The 16554-nt window shown below is 44.9% G+C and carries 22 protein-coding genes and 3 tRNA genes; 24 read left to right on the top strand and 1 reads right to left on the bottom strand.

Translation table 11 applies throughout. The features are described 5' to 3' along the window. Window positions 1–137 precede the first annotated feature (137 nt). From D3P08_RS03885 to D3P08_RS03865, 5 genes are read left to right on the top strand one after another with little or no spacing between them, the layout of a single operon-like run. The gene (locus D3P08_RS03885; protein WP_119598136.1) at window positions 138–884 is read left to right on the top strand and encodes an ABC transporter ATP-binding protein; all 747 of its coding nucleotides are present in this window, start codon (window positions 138–140) and stop codon (window positions 882–884) included. After that, complete coding sequence (locus D3P08_RS03880) at window positions 850–1920, top strand: efflux RND transporter periplasmic adaptor subunit (RefSeq protein ID WP_119598135.1); 1071 nt, start codon at window positions 850–852, stop codon at window positions 1918–1920. Before D3P08_RS03885 ends, D3P08_RS03880 begins: the two co-directional genes overlap by 35 nt. A 3-nt stretch (window positions 1921–1923) precedes the next feature. After that, a complete protein-coding gene (locus D3P08_RS03875) occupies window positions 1924–4842 on the top strand; it encodes an ABC transporter permease (RefSeq protein WP_119598134.1) in 2919 nt (972 codons plus the stop codon). A gap of 6 nt (window positions 4843–4848) precedes the next feature. Continuing rightward, window positions 4849–5748: an ABC transporter ATP-binding protein gene (locus tag D3P08_RS03870; RefSeq protein WP_119598133.1), complete on the top strand. Its 900-nt coding sequence runs from the start codon at window positions 4849–4851 to the stop codon at window positions 5746–5748. Further along, entirely contained in the window at window positions 5738–7312 is a 1575-nt protein-coding gene (locus tag D3P08_RS03865; RefSeq protein ID WP_119598132.1) for an ABC transporter substrate-binding protein, read from the top strand. The genes D3P08_RS03870 and D3P08_RS03865 overlap by 11 nt, the downstream gene beginning before the upstream one ends. Window positions 7313–7370: 58 nt before the next feature. Here D3P08_RS03865 and D3P08_RS03860 read toward each other — a convergent pair whose 3' ends face one another. Then, a complete protein-coding gene (locus tag D3P08_RS03860) occupies window positions 7371–7883 on the bottom strand; it encodes a 2'-5' RNA ligase family protein (protein WP_119598131.1) in 513 nt (170 codons plus the stop codon). 145 nt (window positions 7884–8028) lie between these two features. Between D3P08_RS03860 and D3P08_RS27210 the strand changes: the two genes are divergently transcribed. The 19 genes from D3P08_RS27210 (at window position 8029) to D3P08_RS27840 (ending at window position 16546) form a co-directional block, all read left to right on the top strand. Beyond that, entirely contained in the window at window positions 8029–8193 is a 165-nt protein-coding gene (locus D3P08_RS27210; protein WP_162848355.1) for a hypothetical protein, read from the top strand. Window positions 8194–8287: 94 nt separating this feature from the next. Then, window positions 8288–8364, top strand: a tRNA-Met gene (locus tag D3P08_RS03855). Window positions 8365–8405: 41 nt separating this feature from the next. After that, window positions 8406–8482: transfer RNA gene (locus D3P08_RS03850), tRNA-Ile, on the top strand. Between the two features lie 26 nt (window positions 8483–8508). Then, a tRNA-Leu gene (locus tag D3P08_RS03845) sits at window positions 8509–8594 on the top strand. A 197-nt stretch (window positions 8595–8791) separates the two neighbouring features. Beyond that, entirely contained in the window at window positions 8792–9304 is a 513-nt protein-coding gene (locus D3P08_RS03840) for a tyrosine-type recombinase/integrase (protein WP_119598130.1), read from the top strand. Window positions 9305–9317: 13 nt separating this feature from the next. Continuing rightward, window positions 9318–9734 carry a tyrosine-type recombinase/integrase gene (locus D3P08_RS28025; RefSeq protein ID WP_119598129.1) on the top strand — a complete coding sequence of 139 codons (417 nt, stop codon included), beginning with the start codon at window positions 9318–9320 and terminating at the stop codon, window positions 9732–9734. A gap of 393 nt (window positions 9735–10127) precedes the next feature. Next, window positions 10128–10421, top strand: coding sequence for a hypothetical protein (locus D3P08_RS03830; protein ID WP_119598128.1), 294 nt, complete (start codon window positions 10128–10130; stop codon window positions 10419–10421). A gap of 51 nt (window positions 10422–10472) precedes the next feature. Beyond that, the gene (locus tag D3P08_RS03825) at window positions 10473–11396 is read left to right on the top strand and encodes a competence protein CoiA family protein (RefSeq protein ID WP_119598127.1); all 924 of its coding nucleotides are present in this window, start codon (window positions 10473–10475) and stop codon (window positions 11394–11396) included. A gap of 36 nt (window positions 11397–11432) precedes the next feature. Next, window positions 11433–11864 (top strand): hypothetical protein, encoded by a 432-nt coding sequence (locus tag D3P08_RS03820; RefSeq protein WP_119598126.1) that lies wholly within the window; start codon window positions 11433–11435, stop codon window positions 11862–11864. Window positions 11865–11927: 63 nt separating this feature from the next. After that, window positions 11928–12518, top strand: a complete 591-nt coding sequence (locus D3P08_RS03815; protein WP_119598125.1) for a hypothetical protein — start codon at window positions 11928–11930, stop codon at window positions 12516–12518. Between the two features lie 94 nt (window positions 12519–12612). Beyond that, complete coding sequence (locus D3P08_RS03810) at window positions 12613–13026, top strand: hypothetical protein (protein ID WP_119598124.1); 414 nt, start codon at window positions 12613–12615, stop codon at window positions 13024–13026. An 812-nt stretch (window positions 13027–13838) separates the two neighbouring features. Next, complete coding sequence (locus D3P08_RS03800; RefSeq protein WP_119598122.1) at window positions 13839–14186, top strand: YolD-like family protein; 348 nt, start codon at window positions 13839–13841, stop codon at window positions 14184–14186. Window positions 14187–14266: 80 nt separating this feature from the next. Next, a complete protein-coding gene (locus D3P08_RS27205) occupies window positions 14267–14413 on the top strand; it encodes a hypothetical protein (RefSeq protein ID WP_162848354.1) in 147 nt (48 codons plus the stop codon). 32 nt (window positions 14414–14445) lie between these two features. Continuing rightward, window positions 14446–14715, top strand: a complete 270-nt coding sequence (locus tag D3P08_RS03795; protein ID WP_119598121.1) for a DUF6794 domain-containing protein — start codon at window positions 14446–14448, stop codon at window positions 14713–14715. A 245-nt stretch (window positions 14716–14960) separates the two neighbouring features. Then, on the top strand, window positions 14961–15098 hold the full coding sequence (locus D3P08_RS03790; protein WP_119598120.1) for a helix-turn-helix domain-containing protein: 138 nt from the start codon (window positions 14961–14963) through the stop codon (window positions 15096–15098). A gap of 153 nt (window positions 15099–15251) precedes the next feature. Beyond that, window positions 15252–15518, top strand: coding sequence for a hypothetical protein (locus tag D3P08_RS03785; RefSeq protein WP_119598119.1), 267 nt, complete (start codon window positions 15252–15254; stop codon window positions 15516–15518). A gap of 27 nt (window positions 15519–15545) precedes the next feature. Further along, window positions 15546–16022 (top strand): hypothetical protein, encoded by a 477-nt coding sequence (locus tag D3P08_RS03780; RefSeq protein ID WP_119598118.1) that lies wholly within the window; start codon window positions 15546–15548, stop codon window positions 16020–16022. Window positions 16023–16055: 33 nt separating this feature from the next. Next, window positions 16056–16208, top strand: coding sequence for a hypothetical protein (locus tag D3P08_RS27200; RefSeq protein ID WP_162848353.1), 153 nt, complete (start codon window positions 16056–16058; stop codon window positions 16206–16208). A 71-nt stretch (window positions 16209–16279) separates the two neighbouring features. After that, on the top strand, window positions 16280–16546 hold the full coding sequence (locus D3P08_RS27840; protein ID WP_119598117.1) for a PIN-like domain-containing protein: 267 nt from the start codon (window positions 16280–16282) through the stop codon (window positions 16544–16546). Window positions 16547–16554 lie beyond the last annotated feature (8 nt).

The following is a 16554-nucleotide window of genomic DNA, read 5'->3' as shown; positions in this document are numbered from 1 at the left end:
TTTTTTGCGCGATGAAAAAAATCTGCTGAAAAAATGTTTTGAATAAATGTTCGACAAACGTAACTTTTTTGTAATTCCTACCGTCTATGTTTTTAGATTAGAATTATGAAAATGGGTAAGTGGATAGGGGGAGAGGAATGGCCATCACAGAGCAGAAGGAGCCGCAGCCTCATCAGACAGCAACCGAGAGCGATACGCCTGAGCAGGGACATGGAGATACGCTCCTGACCGTCAATCAAGTTGAACGCAGCTTCCAGGTTGGCGGCAATACACTGCAAGTGCTGAAAGGCATCCAGATGGAAGTGAAGCAAAGACAGCTAGTTATGCTGAAAGGGCGTTCGGGCTCCGGTAAAACGACGCTGCTTAACTGCCTGGGCGGGCTGGATACGCCGAGTAAAGGCGAGATCTGGTTTAACGGCCAGCTGTTCAGCAAATTAAGCGATGACGAGAGGACGCTTGTGCGCCGCAAAAAAATGGGCTTTATTTTCCAAGCATTCGCGCTTATGCCGCTGTTATCCGCTTATGAGAACGTGGAGCTGTCGCTTCGCATGGCGGGTACGCCGCGTTCGGAGTGGAAGGACCGTGTGCCGGAGTGCTTGGAGCTGGTTGGACTCGAAAAAAGGATGCATCACCGTCCCTTTGAGCTGTCCGGCGGGGAGCAGCAGCGGGTCGCCATTGCGAAGGCGATTGCGCATAAGCCGGTTCTGCTGCTTGCCGACGAGCCGACCGCGGAGCTGGATACCGGGATGTCTGCCCAAATTATGGCAGTCTTTCAAAATATCATTCGCACTGAAAACGTCTCTATCTGTATGACTACACATGATCCTACGATTTTGGAGGTTGCCGACCATGTCTATGAAATGGTGGACGGAAAGTTTATCTAAACGCACATTAATTGCCGCAATGAGTTTGACGCTTGTGTTCACGAGCGGCTGCTCGCTGCTGCCTGACGAGAAGGAAGAGGAAGTGCTGCCGGAGATCATCCCGCCGCAAATTTCGAATAAGCCCGAGTATGAGGTGACGACGAAAACGCTGGAAACGAAAGTGCAGGTCATCGGCAAGCTGATCTCGATGCAGGAGGAGACGCTGTATTTTACGTTAGGGGAAAAGCATATTAAAGAAATCTACGTAAAAGCAGGCGACCAAGTCCAAGCGGGCGACCCGATCGCGGCATTGGATGTGGAGGAGCTCGAGAAAACGCTCCGGAATGAACGATTAGCCTTCCGCCGGGAAGAAAATGCGATGAAGCAGACGCTGCGCGACCGTGACGAGATGGATCCGCTCGAGTTCGAGGAGAAGCAGATCGCATTTGAAGAGAAACGTCAAAAGCTCGTCGACATGGAGGAGGAAATTGCCAAGGCGACGATCTACGCTCCGTTCGCGGGCACCATTGTTACGCTGAACAAGCAGAAGGGCGATACCGTGAAGGCCTACGATCCTATCGCGATCGTGGCGGATACGGCGTTGATTACGCCTGCCGCCAAGCTGTCGAAGACGGAGCTGGAGAAGGTCGCCGTCGGGATGGAAGCCGTTGTGACGATCAGCAGCGTTGGCAACTTCAAGGGAAAAGTTAAACAGCTGCCGGTGAAATCGACGGAGCAGGATAACGGGGGCGGAGGCATCCCGGGAGGCGAGAATCGGCCGGAGCGTCCGGAGGACTTCATGATTGTCGACTTGCCGGAATTGCCGAAGGATTTGAACCGCGGCACGCCGATTTCCATTAACATCATCACGAAACGGACCGAAAACGCGATTGTCATTCCGCCATCGACGCTTCGCAGCATCGGGTCGCGTACGTATGTCCAGGTCATCGACGAAGAAGGCAAGCGCGAGGTGGATGTCGAGGTCGGACAGCAGACGTCTACGGACGTCGAGATTTTGCAAGGACTTGAGCCGGGACAGAAAGTTGTAGGTCGATAGCCCATGGGTATTCCACTGTTCCGATTCTTATTCCGCAAGATGTGGAATACGCGCTGGCTGACGTTAAGCACGCTGGCGGGATTGACGATGGCAGTAGCCTTCGCGACCAGTATCCCGATGTATGCGGACGGCGCGCTGAAGCGGGTCGTCGCCGAACAGCTGCGGGAGAAAAGCGAAGGGATGCCGGCAGGCTCCTTGCTCATGCGTTACCAATCCACGCCTGGCGAAGCGGCGGAGCTCGCCGCCATATCTGAGCTGGAGAACTATATTCAAACGGAAGTTCCGAAGGACATCGGTTTTACATACGGCACTTATCTGAAAAATTATTCGATTCGCAGCTCCGATGTCATACCTGAGGATCCAAATACAGTAGACGCGGGACGCGGGCGGCAGCTGTCGCTCATTACGTTGTCCGATCTGAAGGCTCATACGGAGCTTGTTCAAGGCCGGTGGTTCGAGGACGCGGCTGGCGATCCCCAGCTGATCGAGGCGGTCATGCTGGAGGAGGCTATGTTCCGCAACGACATACATATCGGGGATATTTTCGAATACCCGGTATACGGCGGTCTTAATCTGACGCTCAGAGTAAAGATCGTCGGAGCCGTTAACCCGCTGGACGCGGCGGACGATTATTGGTACCAGGGCCTCGAAAGCTTGCTCGGCACGCTGCAAATTAGCGAGACGGCATTCAAAGAGGTTCTGCTCAAGCAGTATAAGATACCTCTCCACAACGCGAGCTGGTATTACGCATTCGATTTATCGGAGATTCAAACGAGCCAATTATCGCCGCTCGGCCGCACGCTTAACCGGCTGAATATCGAGCTGTACCAGAGGCTGAAGGATACGCGCGTGGAGCTGTCGTTCGCGGACACGCTGACGGAATTCCGGAAGCAAAGCCTGCAGCTTCAGACGCTGCTCTTCACGCTGGCAGCTCCGATGATTGCGATGGTGTTTTTCTTTATCGCGATGAACGCCCGCCAATCGCTGGATAAGCAGCGGAGCGACATTGCGGTGCTGCGGAGCCGGGGAGCCGGAACGCGGCAAATTATATGGATCTATTTGCTCGAAGGTTTAATTCTCGGAGCGGTGGCGCTTGCAACCGGGCCTTTCATCGGCTGGTTTATGGCGAAAAGCATCGGCTCCGCGGACGGGTTTTTGTCCTTCGTCAACCGGAAGTCCATTCCGGTCGGCTTCTCGACAGAGGCGATCATCGCCGGGGGCAGCGCGGTGCTGCTTGCCATACTGGCGACGGTTATACCGGCAGTCATCTATGCCCGGTCCTCCATCGTCAGCTACAAGCAGGAGCTGGCCAGATCCGACCGCAAGCCGGTTTGGCAGCGTTGGTTCTTCGACGTGCTGCTGCTGGCGGCAGCGGGTTACGGCTGGTATATGTTCAATGAACGTCAGATGCTGACGTTCCAGACGGGCATGACGACAGACCAGCTCAATGTGCAGCCGTTCCTGTTCTTCGTGCCGGCGCTCGCAATATTCGCGCTTGGCCTGTTCTTCTTGCGGCTGTTCCCGTGGCTGCTGCGCTTGTTCAACTGGCTGGGCCGGAAGTTCCTTCCGGTGCCGTTGTACTTGACGCTGACGCAGCTGTCCCGTTCGTCCAAAGGCTATTACCCGCTTATGATCCTGCTTGTCCTTACGCTCGGTCTTGGCGTATATAACGCTTCAGCGGCAAGGACGATCGATCTGAATTCGACGGAACGTACCTTATATAAATACGGAACGGATGTTGTGATTCAGACCGTATGGCATGGCACGCCGGAGGTGACGCCTCAGCAGCCGCCAAGCGGCGGAGGCAACGGCGGCGGTGGCAATGGCGGCGGTAACGGCGGCGGCGGCAATGGCGGTGGCAACGGAGGCGGCGGTAATGGAGGAGGCAATGGCGGCGGTAACGGCGGCGGAGCGCCTTCGCGCATTCTGTACAATGAACCGCCGTTCGAAATTTTCCGCGAGCTGGATGGCGTAGAAGCAGCGGCACGGGTTCTGACGACTAAAGGGAACATCGTCATTTCCGGCAAATCGATCGGGCAGGGCAATATTATGGGCATCGATAACGTTGACTTTATGAAGGTCGCCTGGTTCCGAGAAGATTTGTATCCGGTGCATCCGCAGCACTACTTGGCAAACCTCGGCTTGGCCGAGCATGCGGCAATCATTCCGTCCGGCGTGGCCGAGCAGTACCAGCTGAAGCTTGGCGACACGGTCTCCGTCGGGTTCGCAGACGGTATGATCGACTTCACGATCGTCGGCATTCTGCCGTACTGGCCGAGCCAATACCCGGATCAGAATCCGTTTGTCATCGCGAATCTGGACTATATTTACGACCAGCTGCCGATGACTCCTTATGAAGTATGGCTCAAAATGAAGCCCGATGCGCTGCTTGCCCCAGCAGTCGAAAAGCTGCAGAAGGCCGGCATTGAGCTTGCATCGGTAGAGGATGTGCGAAATGAGCTGGTTATTCAAGGCAAGCATCCGACAAGAGGCGGCGTATTCGGCATCCTAAGCCTTGGCTTCCTTGTCTCGGTTGTCATTACGCTTGCCGGCTACGTGCTTTATTGGTTCTTTAACTTATCCGGACGCGTCGTGCAGTTCGGCGTTCTCCGAGCGATGGGCTTATCGAGGAAGCAGCTTACGGGTATGCTTCTGCTGGAGCAGCTGTTCACGGCAGGCTTGGCAATCGGACTTGGCGTCTTAATCGGCAAGGTCGTCAGCAAGCTGTTCCTTCCGTTCCTGCAGACAGCGGAGAATGTGGCGGAGACCGTCCCGCCGTTCCGGGTTATATTCGAAGCAAAGGATACGAACCAGCTGTTCATCGTTGTCGGCTTTATGATGCTGATCGGCGCTGGTCTTCTGTTCCTGCATATTCGCAGGCTGAAGGTGCATCAAGCGGTAAAAATGGGAGAGGAGCGTTAACGGCCAATGATTCATTGCGAAGGCTTAGTCAAAATCTACAAAACAGACGATCTGGAAGTCGTGGCGCTCCAAGGTCTCAATTTGACCGTCGAGGACGGCGAGCTGATGGCGATCATCGGCAACAGCGGCAGCGGCAAATCCACGCTGCTTAACACCCTGGGAGGACTTGACCGGCCGTCTGCCGGTCAAGTCAAGGTCGGACCATGGGATTTGCTGAAAATTACGGAAGAAGAGCTGGTGCAGTACAAGCGGGAGACGGTCGGCTTTATATGGCAGAACAATGCCCGCAACCTGCTGCCTTATTTGACGGCTCTGGAGAACGTCGAAATGCCGATGATGCTCTCCGGCAAGGTAGATCGCGCTTACGCGAAGCAGCTGCTGGAGTGGGTCGGTCTGAAGGAAAGAATGCACAACAAGCTCCATCAGCTGTCCGGGGGCGAGCAGCAGCGGGTCGCGATCGCGATCTCCTTGTCGAACCGCCCTAAGCTGCTGCTGGCGGACGAACCGACGGGCTCCGTCGACACGGCGACCTCCGACCTCATTATGGGCATCTTCCGGACGTTGAATCGGGAGCTCGGCATCACCATCGTTATCGTTACGCACGACATGTCGCTTGCAAGCAAGGTGGACCGCGTCGTCGCGATCCGCGACGGCTTGACGAGCACAGAGTTTATTAAGCGCAATCCGAATATTTCGGATGGGGGTGAGATCGAGCAGAAATCGTCTCGAAGCTTAAATCAGGTTCATGAAGCATACGTGGTCGTTGACCGCGTCGGACGTCTGCAGGTGCCCAAAGAATATTTAACCGCGCTCGGCATTAAGGACAAAGCATCTATGGAATTCGACGGAGAGCGGATCATCATCTCTTCGCCAAAATCATTGGGGGGAAATAGTCATGAACAGTAACGGCATAAAGAAATCTCGACTATGGAAATGGACAGCGCTCGGTATGTCGCTGACCTTACTGCTCGGTCTGTTGTCCGCATGCAGCGGCAGCAATAGTCCGAACGAAGCGGAGAACAGCGTCATTCGCATCGGCGTCCTATACGGCAGCCCGGATAACGACGCGTACTTCCGCCAGCAATATACGGACATGTACGAAATGCAAAATCCAAATGTTGAATTTGAGCTTGTGTACGGCATTAACTACTATGATTCTCAGTTTGATCAGCCTAAGCCGGGTGAAGAGTCGAAGCAGCCGGATCCTTATGAAAAAATGAAAGAACTGCTGACCGGTCAAAATCCGGTTGACGTCGTGGTTGTCGATTACAACATGCTGCGCCGCCTCAATCAGGATAACCTGCTTCAGCCGCTGGATCCGATGATTCAGAAGGATAAGTTCGATATCAGCGATTATGTGCCAACCGTTATTGACGGCATTAAATCGGTAGGGGACAGCAGCATCTATGCGCTCACGCCTACATTCACATCCTATGCTCTTTATTACAATAAGAAGATTTTTGCGGATAAGTCGGTCGAGCCTCCGACGGATAAAATGACTTGGGACGACGTGTTCAACAAAGCGCGCCAAGTTGCAGGCGGAGAAGGCGAAGAGAAAGTATTCGGATTTGCGTTCAACCGGTGGGTGAACGATCCGTTCAGCGACGCTCAAAACTACAGCAACTCGCTGCAGCTCCGCATTTGGGATGAAAACGGCGAAAAAATGGTTGTAAACAGCGAGCCGTGGACGCAGGTCTGGGAAACGGTGTCTCAGCTGCATAAAGACGATATTCTTCCGGATCAAGAGTTTATGAACCAGCTGTACGAAAAGAGAAGCGGGGAAAGCGAGCCTGTAAACAATCCGTTCTTCGGCGATTTGTTCATAAGCGGCAATCTCGCAATGGTTCTAGGTGAATCCTCCTATGTGAACGAATTGAAGAGAGCAAGCGACAACGCAAGCAAAATCGAAGGTTTCGAAATGGTGGATTGGGATATCGTAACCGTCCCGGTTAATCCGCAAACTCCGGATGCGGGCGGCAATATTAGCCTGAGCCAATTGATGGGAATTAACGCCAAAGCGCAAAATGCGGAAGGCGCTTGGGACTTCATTAAGTTCTCCAACAGCAAAGAATGGGCGAAGCTGAAGTCCAGAAGCTCATACGAGCTTGTCGCGCGTAAAGAATTCCTGCAGCCGGTAGGCGGCATGCAGTACAATATCGACGCGTTTACGATGCTTAAGCCACTTCCTCCTACAACCAACAATGACGATCGAATCTATCAGGAGAAGCCAAACGTTTGGGAAGCTCAAAATATCGGCTACGAGCTGTTCCAAGGTGTAATGGACGGTTCGAAGGACGTCAAAGAAGCGCTCGCCGAGTGGGAAACGAGAGGAAACGCAATTTTGCAAGGACAGTCGGAGGCCGGCGGCGATGTTGGAATACCAGTCGAACCGCTGCCAATGCCAAGAAGTGATGCCGCCACTACAGATGAAGCGGTTGTTGAAACCGAAGCGGTAGAAGTTGTAGAATAAATACCTTTCTAGCGAGAAGCCTCCTGGAGCGAGCTGCAGCCGTCCGGGAGGCTTTTCCTTATCCTTTTAGTTGAAAGGTCTGATATGCGGTCCAGCCGCCTTGCTCCGTCTGATAGAGCAGGTGAATGCGATCGACGAGGCTAGTCAGGCGGATGTCGCTCATTCGCAGGTTGCCATACAGGTCATGCAGTTCATCCGACGCCATATCACGGCCGATGGTGACATGCGGCGTGTATACGTATGAAGATGCCTGCTGCAATGCTGGCCCGCTGCAGACCGCTTCATGCAGCCTAATGACCTCAGAGGGGTCTTCCAGGGCGAAATAAAGAATATTGCGAGCGGGAAAAAAGGTGGAGACCCGATTAAATGTAATCTCAAACGGCTTAAAGGCCGAGGCAACACGCTCGAGATGCTCCACCGACTTTTTTAACTTCTGGTCGTCCCATTCTTCGGCTTCCCGCAGCGTCATATGGGCAGGAATATTGCAATAGTGCGGATCATGGCGGAGACGCCAGCTATTCGCCGCATCCTGCACTTCTTTTTCCGGAAATAAAGCAATCCCGAATAGCATCTTGGCCAGTCACTCCCTTGGTGGTTTCGTTTCCTGTCATACAGTATGCCCGAATGTTGGCAAGACTAAGAATCGCGATGCTTGATTTATCATTTTTTTGGGCATTCTAATGTCAACATCCGTAAAGTGACTGGAGGCATTAAGGATGAAATGGATCTATTGGCTGCGGTTATACGATACAAAGTTCCAGGCGGGCTGTCTGGTTCGCCGTATGGAGAATGACTGGTGGATTTACGGCTATGATTGCCCTCGAGAGGTCGAAGTTTTCCGTTCGCGCAAAGGCCGATATGGCGTACGTTTTCTCCCGTAACATTTTTTAGGGAAATATACTTGACTTAATGGATTCACTTATAGTATATTAATTGATGTCGCCATTTGAATCGCTTTGCTGAAATGGTTAATGTCGCGGGGTGGAGCAGCTCGGTAGCTCGTCGGGCTCATAACCCGAAGGCCGCAGGTTCAAATCCTGCCCCCGCAACCAAACTTATCGATCAATACGTTGACATTATAAACGTTATTCGAGGGCCCTTAGCTCAGTTGGTTAGAGCGGTCGGCTCATAACCGATTGGTCGGGGGTTCGAGTCCCTCAGGGCCCACCATTTATAAAGCAAGCGCTAACAACCATGCCGGGGTGGCGGAACTGGCAGACGCACAGGACTTAAAATCCTGCGGTGGGTGACCACCGTACGGGTTCGATTCCCGTCCTCGGCACTTTTACTAAAATCCTTGTAATATCAATGTTTTTCTCATGGTGAATTGATTAGTATCCATTAGAAAATGTCAGTATATTACGATGCGTGAAATACATAATCCTGTGTGATTAGAATAATTATACAGGCAAAATTAGCACCTTATAACCACGCTTTATTCGTTGAAAAACGAACAAAACGAGGAGAGGGTGTTTTTTTATGTCCGAAAAATCGAAACCAATTAGACGGAAGAATACGATTGCTGTAAGTGGATATGATGCAGTCAACAATTCAGTTGAAGCTGAGGACTTTCAGGTAGCAGCTATTACATTCATTCGTCATTGTCGAATACGTAATCTGTCTGATGGTACGATCACTTACTACAAGGATGTCCTTTCGATGCTTAATCGAATGATGGAATCAAAAGGGATTAAGCGTCCCATGGATGTTGATGCAGATGCTATCCATGAGTGTATTTTGTCTAAACGACAAGAAGGTGCTGTTGATGCTACTATTGATAAATACCTAAGAGGCTGGAGAGCATATTTTAATTTCTTGAACACGGAGGGGTATTTAACCAGTAATCCATTTGATAAAGTGGCTAAAATCAAATCAGAGCGTCTAATAATCGAGACTTTTAGTAAGCCACAGATTAAACAACTTCTCGATACTCCAAATAAACAGACCTTAACAGGATACCGCAACTTTGTAATTAATGTGAAGGAGTACTAATACCTAACATAAACTGGAAGAAAAGAGGATCAAGGTTTATGGGAAAGGACGGAAAGAGCGTTTTGTTCCATTTCAAAGAACACTTGAACGACACCTGAAGGAGTACATTTCGATACGTGGTCTGTTAGATCACGATTTTCTTTTTATCAACATCGACAACACTCCAATTAAAAAGCGCATAATACAGGAGACCATCTCTGAAATAGGTATTGCAGCTGGAGTAACTGGTGTAAGAGTAAGCCCACATACCTTCCGGCACACAATGGCGAAGATGTACGTAATGAACGGAGGAGATCCATTGTCACTCCAAATTATTCTTGGTCATGCTACTCTTGATATGGTAAGAACTTATGTAAATCTCTTTTCTTCAGACATTTCTAAAAAACATGAGCGTCATTCACCACTTGAGAACCTATATTTAGAAGACTAATATCGATTAAATAAATAAAGCCGATTTCTCTCTGTCCTGGAGATGAAGTCGGCTTTATTCGTTTAAATCAAAAGTTCGGAAACAAATTACCCTTTATTGACTTATTGATACAAGAACGAATGTTCCTATATAATAAATCCATCACGAAACTAGGATGGTGTACTATTGTCCAAGAAATTAACCATTAACGGTATGTGGGAATCATCACGCATGATGCAGCCTGAACATAAAGTTCGAATTAACCAACTACATCAATTGTGAATTGTGACTCGAAAGATAAAAGCTTCAAAATTATTATGTATATCTATTCCTAACAGTTAGAAAAAGGTGTGCTATACTCAAACTACAGAATTGGAAGAGTGTGGCACATCATTTTTAAAGGAGTTGGTACATATGAAATTTTTGTTCGATAGCAGAGGATATCTTATTGCAAACGAAGTTAGAGGTCACTTGCATTCACCATCAGGACAAAACATAGGCCACTATCGAGAAAATGAGCGCATATTTATTGATATGAGCGGAAGATATCTAGGTGAAATTGTTAGAGAAGATCGTCAACTGTATAAGACTTCTTCTCCCTACAGGTCTGTCAGTTATGGCTCTTATGGAAATTACGGAAATCCGGGAAATAAGGGATCGATCGGCTCAATTGGCGGCTATAGAGATATAGAAATGATCAAATGGTAATCAAATGGTTATTTTAAAAGGGAACAAACTTCTTAGTTGGAGTTGAGAGATGTGTCTGCTATCAAATATCCGTTTGCAAAGGATCACTCAGGGAACATTATAAGTGCTAAAGAAGCCATTAGCAGAGTAGATTACTTTTGTCTAGGCTGCGGTAGAAATATGAGACGCAGACAAGGCAAAATGAGGCCACACTTCACACATAAAGTGGAAGGTGTAAATTGTTCGCCTGAATCTATATTGCATCTAGGATTTAAGGAGTTGATGTACGATAGATTACAAAGCTCTTTAACTTCAAACTCCCCTGAAGTTGTCCAATGGAAATGCTTTGTCTGTAAAGACTTGCATGAAAGTAACTTGATTAAGAAGACGAAATTAATTAGAAAAGAAATGAGCTTGGGAGTTTGCAGGCCAGATATCCTATTGCTCGATGAATTCGAGAAACCTTTAATTGCAATAGAAATTGTCGTGACTCATGAACCAGAAGAGAGCACATTGAAATTTTATAAAGAGAACAATATAGCACTTATAAAGTTTACTCTCAACAGTGAAACTGATATTGAATTGCTAGAGAATGAGATTTTGCAACCAGATTTCGTAGATGTCTGCACAAGTAATCCGAAATGTAAAACTTGTAGAAGATACAAACTAATGAAACACCTTTGGATCATAAAAGGGCGTTGTTGGAAGTGTAAGACGTCAATGAAAATCGCTACAATTGTGTATGATTTAAACAGGCATTACACTCCAGAAGATTTTAATGACAAAGAGATAGCGTTTGCTAATAAGAATGGAACAAATATTCAAATGCGATATAGCAAAACCGAAAATGCAAAGTACAACGTCCATGTTTGTAGGAAATGTAATAGCATTACTGGCAAGTTCTTTTTGAACAAAGAGTATGTTTTTAATGCAATGTATGGCTATATAAAATATGATGAACTTTTGCTTGGCTACAGTTGTTTAGCTTGCGAATGAAGCATTAAAAAGATAAATTCATGAGGGGAACATAAGATGCTTAATACAATCAGCAAGAACGCACTTAACCAAAAGAACGAAGAAGTTACAGTCTCTTGTAGTCTATTCGAGTTAAGACAAGGAATGATAAGAACTTTTAGAATATCACTTTTTGATTATAGATATAAAGAAATTGGTTATCTAATTTTTAATTATTATGAATCGGGGATCTATATTACTCAGTTCAAAGTAGATGATATTGGGATAGGTCATGGGAGGATAATTCATGATTTCTTTCTTGAAATGTTGCCACAAATTGAAGAAATCGCTTTTTCACTCGGACTTCGCTCTAACAGAATAGCGATCGTTGAAGGAGAGTTACGTCCTGATGGAATTTCAAGGAGCGATTTAATTACCATCTATAAAAAGTTTGGTTATGAGGTTGATGGTAATGATATTAAGTTGGACTTCTCGAAGAAGAGGAGATGAAACAAGTGTTTTAAGGAGAAGGATTAACGAAGACATTATTCATTTACGAAAAGGAGAATCGTAATGGCGTTAGCAATATTTCTAATTTTACTAGGAATTGGATTACTCTTATTAGGCATCTTAAGAAAAAAATCAGGGAAAATAGTATCAATAGTATTATTGGTATTTGGGTCTATAATATTCCTTGTAGGATGCATGGGCTTGACAGTAGAACTAGATAGAACAGCCGAAGATACTAAAGAAATTACAGCACCAGAAATGTCACAGAAAACTGAAGAAGTGGTTAAAGAAGATGTTCCAAAGAAATCTCCTTCTCCTTCGTCTTCTCCAACTCTAAACCCAACTACTACTCCAAGTTCAGAGCCAACACTGAAGGAATTAGGTTTAGATAAACTCAAAGATTTACCTGAGTATACTGTGAACATTTACAAAGAAAACGACAAAATGCCTGCTGCAAATGGTAGCATGAACTGTACTAGTGAGACATGTTATCAGGTGGTTTTTGACGTAGAAGTGAATTCTCCAGAAGAAAAGGTTCTAGATGAAAAACTAGATACCATTAAAAGTGATTTGGGTGAATATGATATTTCGACTTATGTTGTAGAGTTTTGGGTAAAAGACAACAAAAAAATGTTAGATGCCACATTCCGTTAGAACTAATATGAGCATACGGCACTGAAAGAAACGATCAGTGCCGCAGAGCACAAATAATCCAATGAAATAATTCTTTTATGAGGGGGTCGTCACCATGCATAGTGATTTACATTCAAGTATCCAAGTCATCAATCTTGGCTATGAATCATTTAACGATGCTCTGTTTTTTACCGAGCAAGCTGTCATCAATAAAGATAATCCATTTAATATGAGGCGATATGCAAGGGTTGCAATTATTAACTACTGCATATCCATTGAGAGTGATCTATCGAAACTGGTAGCTTTAACATTAGAGAGAAAATCAGAATTGACAAGTGATGAGTTAGAGGTCTTAGAGAAATTAAATGATCCAGACAAGGCAAATGATGCACCTCTGAGAAAAATATCGAGTATTGAGAAGAAGTATAATTATCTTCTAAAACTTTATGGCCTTCCGGAGAGTGATCTTAGCCCAGAATATAGTGAACTGAAGAGTTTTAGAAATAAACTAATCCAACAAACAAGGTGATATTTATTCTGACAATATATTAGACCTTGCAATCTCGGCAAGAACAACGACACAAAATTTCGTTAAGTTGTTGTGGTCAATAACTCCTTTTGGGTATCCAAATTGGGTTGATAAGACGGTGTCAGAAGAATGGTGATATTCTCGATATAATTAGGAAGGAATGTGGAGTTATGGCGCCACACGGCAAGAATAATCCATACTATAGAACTAACCCGCAATTGGCTGATGATATATATTATGTACTACAATCCGATACACTTTCCATTGGAGCTAAACATGCGGTTATATTTGAAGTAACTTGGCTCTGGACAGAGGTTACGGAAAATATAGGGGTTGTAAGTATTGGTCTAAGAAATCTTTAGAACATAAGGATAAGTTTTAGCTGGAAGTCTGCCAGAATTACTAAGGCACGACCATGTAGTTCCTCGAAAATATATTATTCGAAGGGATTCTTAATGGAAACCAAATGTCAAGGAATGAGTTGCACAATTACCTTGAAACTAACCTTATCGGATGCATTGTTACGAAAGAGGAGAATGAGTTGTTAAAAAATAGCGGTTATGAAAGTGAAATGCCAGATGGGTGGTCTTTTGGTGATGACGTATGGGCTAGATATCAGGCTACTGGTATTGAATATTTCCAGGTGAATTGGAACAAACGGAAAGGTACAGTGGTTACAGAATAAAGCCGATTTCTCTCTGAATCCAGGGTTGAAGTCGGTTTTATTAGTTTATTCAAATGAAACATTAAAAATAGAACGTACGTTCCTATATAATAAATCCATCAATAATATAAAATCGGATGGTGTATCAATGTCTAAGAAATTAACTAATAACGGCATGTGGGAATCCAGTCGTATGATGTTGCCTGAGCACAAGGCACGAATAAATCAACTTTCACTTGAGCAAAAGAAGCGTCCACGAGCTCACTTAGATGAACAAGAGTGGGAACAAATTTCAAAATCAGTTAATGACTCTTTAAGCAATCATAAGGAGATTAGCATCAAAATATATCATCCGGTTGAGGTACTGATTGTAACTGGCATGGTAGATAGAATAGACAAACTCAACAGTCGTTTTAAGGTAGATGGGAATTGTTTGCTATTAAGGATATCGAGAGTGCTGCTATTGAAGAGTGATTATTTAGGTATCCAAAAATGAGACAATTTTCCTATATTATTGTATAATTGAGAGTAAGGTTTAAGATAAGATAATCCTGATGTCATAAGGAGGCTTACTTAATGAATAAAAGAATTCTATCGGGTGCTGTATTATTAGTCGGCTGCTTATATTTTTATAAAAATCCAGAAGTGTTTGCAGATTTTCTAACAACATCGACACAGTGGTTTACAGTAAACGTATCGAATATGGTGGGCTTTTTTAGATAGAGAAAACGGAGACTTCATACCGAGGTGTAGACATGGTGAATCGAAAAAGATTCAGTTCAGTTGAAGAAGCTGCTGATCACATAATTGCAAATGACATCGATCAAAGTACAAGAGATCACGTGTTGCAGCTTGATAGAGGTGAACTCATCTCGTTACATTTTACATTGGGAATGTATGTGCGGAATAATTACGAAGTCACTATTACCGATGATGACCCAATGTTTCCAACCCATCCAGACGATGTTTCATTTAAGGTGCTGGAAGAGATCCATAGGAAGTTAAAGAGCGACTTATATGTGTGAAAGGGAGTACAACACATGTCAAAGAATATTGATTTAGAAGATGTTAATAATGCTATTATTTATGATTCAGAATCGAAGAAAAGTTTACTGTCCTCAGTGTGGTATTGAAATTGTAATTAGGAAGCAATTACATAAATGTCCTGATCTAGAATGTGGATGGAGAGAATACATGCGCAACAGTGTAACAGGTGAGAAGGTATACGGGGATTAGGGCTAAAAAACGAGTTGTTTGATGAGGTGAATGGATGGATCAAGAACAACATCATATAGAAATTACGAGAAAATTAAAGAATGCAAGAGAACAAAAGAAACTGACACAACTTGAAGTGGAGAAGTTAACTAGTATTAACCATAAAACATTGAGCGGATATGAAATCATGTAAGTCAACCAGACTTAAACTCACTTTCTATATTGGCTGCATTTTATGGAGTATCAACTGACTGATCATCAATGGAAAAGAGTAAGTACAGCTTCTTGATGATCTTATAAAGTTGATAAGACGTTATAAAAAATGACTTGTGAGGAGTGTTAAGGTATGAAATATGCGAAGAAAGAACGTGGATGGTATACAATTAGCAATGATCTTAGTGGCATTGAAATCTGTAATGTGATTGTCGAAATTATTAGGAATGAGACCGGTGCTCCAATTCGTTTTGATGTAGGCGAAGGAAGTGAAGGGCGGGCTGATGTGATTGGCATGTATCTTCCGCAACAATGTGGTATTCAGGTTGACTTTAATCTGAACCCAATCACAAAAGAACTGTCAGTGTTTTACTTACACAATCAAAATATTAGTCGATAAAAGTTCAATAGTAAGGAGTTAAATTTAATGAAGCGATTTACTTACGAATATTTCTACAAAATTGAAAACTGCTATACACCTTTGAGAGAGTTGTTTGGAATTACTGGTGATTACTCCAATGTTCCTCTAACTGCTATTTTCAAAGAAGAACGTGACCACAGTGAGAGCAAAGCAATAAATTCCATTGCTCGTTCAATAGAAAGAGAAGACGGAACTCTGAATCTGGAGGATTTACTCTCATTAAGTTTTGATAAGATTGATCGACTTAGAAATATGGGTAAAGGATCACAAATAACCGTGCTCTCAGCACTAATTAAGTATTTTAATCTTGGTATTTTTGTCACAAATGACGAGTGGGTTTCAAACAATAAGCAATTATTGGACGAACTAGTAATTAGTATGGATGCGGATAAACTAAAGGAAGCGTTGATAATTACATTCGATACATTAACAGCAACACAGCAGAACAATGTATTAATTCGATTAAATAGTCTTACAAAGTGAAAGTTACATCATGAGTTCGGAGGTCAGGATAAAATGAAACCGAAAAAATTCATGTGTGGTGAGCAAGTTGTATTTCTAAATCCAATCGGTGGGCTTATGTCCGAAGGTATATTGCTTAGATATTTTGAGCCAGATGAAGATGATGCCGAAGATGACCTATCGAGTACAGATTCTTTGGGAAGGTAAGAAGATTGATACATGGGAAGTTAATGTTTATAAACGGAGTTAATATGAACTAAAGATAGGGAGAGAATAACTTGGCAACAAAATTCTTTTCGTACACAGGATATGATAGTCATTTAAAGAAAGAAATATTGTCAAATGCAAATATTTCTTTTGACGCTAATACACTATTAAATGCCTATAAAATGACCCCTGACGCTAGGAATCAATTCATTAATGTTTTGAAAAGGTTTAAAGAGCGTTTATGGATGCCATACCAAGTGGGAAAAGAATTCTACGATAATCGAAGTAATGTAATTAAAACAGAAATGAAATCACTTGCTGAAGTAAAACTCACTTGAAGAGTAAC

Origin of the sequence: Paenibacillus nanensis (assembly GCF_003583765.1) — a bacterium.
Taxonomy (GTDB): Bacteria; Bacillota; Bacilli; order Paenibacillales; family Paenibacillaceae; genus Pristimantibacillus; species Pristimantibacillus nanensis.
Note: the sequence above shows the minus strand (reverse complement) of the source record. Positions and strands in the feature narration are given on the sequence as shown.

Excerpts from the sequence above, each read along its gene's own strand:
- D3P08_RS03815 (WP_119598125.1), top strand. The coding sequence starts at position 11,928 with ATGGCGTTAGCAATATTTCTAATTTTACTAGGAATTGGATTACTCTTA.
- D3P08_RS03785 (WP_119598119.1), top strand. The coding sequence starts at position 15,252 with ATGAAATATGCGAAGAAAGAACGTGGATGGTATACAATTAGCAATGAT.
- D3P08_RS03800 (WP_119598122.1), top strand. The coding sequence starts at position 13,839 with ATGTCTAAGAAATTAACTAATAACGGCATGTGGGAATCCAGTCGTATG.
- D3P08_RS03780 (WP_119598118.1), top strand. The coding sequence starts at position 15,546 with ATGAAGCGATTTACTTACGAATATTTCTACAAAATTGAAAACTGCTAT.
- D3P08_RS03870 (WP_119598133.1), top strand. The coding sequence starts at position 4,849 with ATGATTCATTGCGAAGGCTTAGTCAAAATCTACAAAACAGACGATCTG.
- D3P08_RS27205 (WP_162848354.1), top strand. The coding sequence starts at position 14,267 with ATGAATAAAAGAATTCTATCGGGTGCTGTATTATTAGTCGGCTGCTTA.
- D3P08_RS03865 (WP_119598132.1), top strand. The coding sequence starts at position 5,738 with ATGAACAGTAACGGCATAAAGAAATCTCGACTATGGAAATGGACAGCG.
- D3P08_RS03810 (WP_119598124.1), top strand. The coding sequence starts at position 12,613 with ATGCATAGTGATTTACATTCAAGTATCCAAGTCATCAATCTTGGCTAT.
- D3P08_RS03860 (WP_119598131.1), bottom strand. The coding sequence starts at position 7,883 with ATGCTATTCGGGATTGCTTTATTTCCGGAAAAAGAAGTGCAGGATGCG.
- D3P08_RS03880 (WP_119598135.1), top strand. The coding sequence starts at position 850 with ATGTCTATGAAATGGTGGACGGAAAGTTTATCTAAACGCACATTAATT.
- D3P08_RS03790 (WP_119598120.1), top strand. The coding sequence starts at position 14,961 with ATGGATCAAGAACAACATCATATAGAAATTACGAGAAAATTAAAGAAT.
- D3P08_RS27200 (WP_162848353.1), top strand. The coding sequence starts at position 16,056 with ATGAAACCGAAAAAATTCATGTGTGGTGAGCAAGTTGTATTTCTAAAT.
- D3P08_RS03820 (WP_119598126.1), top strand. The coding sequence starts at position 11,433 with ATGCTTAATACAATCAGCAAGAACGCACTTAACCAAAAGAACGAAGAA.
- D3P08_RS27210 (WP_162848355.1), top strand. The coding sequence starts at position 8,029 with ATGAAATGGATCTATTGGCTGCGGTTATACGATACAAAGTTCCAGGCG.
- D3P08_RS03830 (WP_119598128.1), top strand. The coding sequence starts at position 10,128 with ATGAAATTTTTGTTCGATAGCAGAGGATATCTTATTGCAAACGAAGTT.
- D3P08_RS03875 (WP_119598134.1), top strand. The coding sequence starts at position 1,924 with ATGGGTATTCCACTGTTCCGATTCTTATTCCGCAAGATGTGGAATACG.
- D3P08_RS03795 (WP_119598121.1), top strand. The coding sequence starts at position 14,446 with ATGGTGAATCGAAAAAGATTCAGTTCAGTTGAAGAAGCTGCTGATCAC.
- D3P08_RS03840 (WP_119598130.1), top strand. The coding sequence starts at position 8,792 with ATGTCCGAAAAATCGAAACCAATTAGACGGAAGAATACGATTGCTGTA.
- D3P08_RS03885 (WP_119598136.1), top strand. The coding sequence starts at position 138 with ATGGCCATCACAGAGCAGAAGGAGCCGCAGCCTCATCAGACAGCAACC.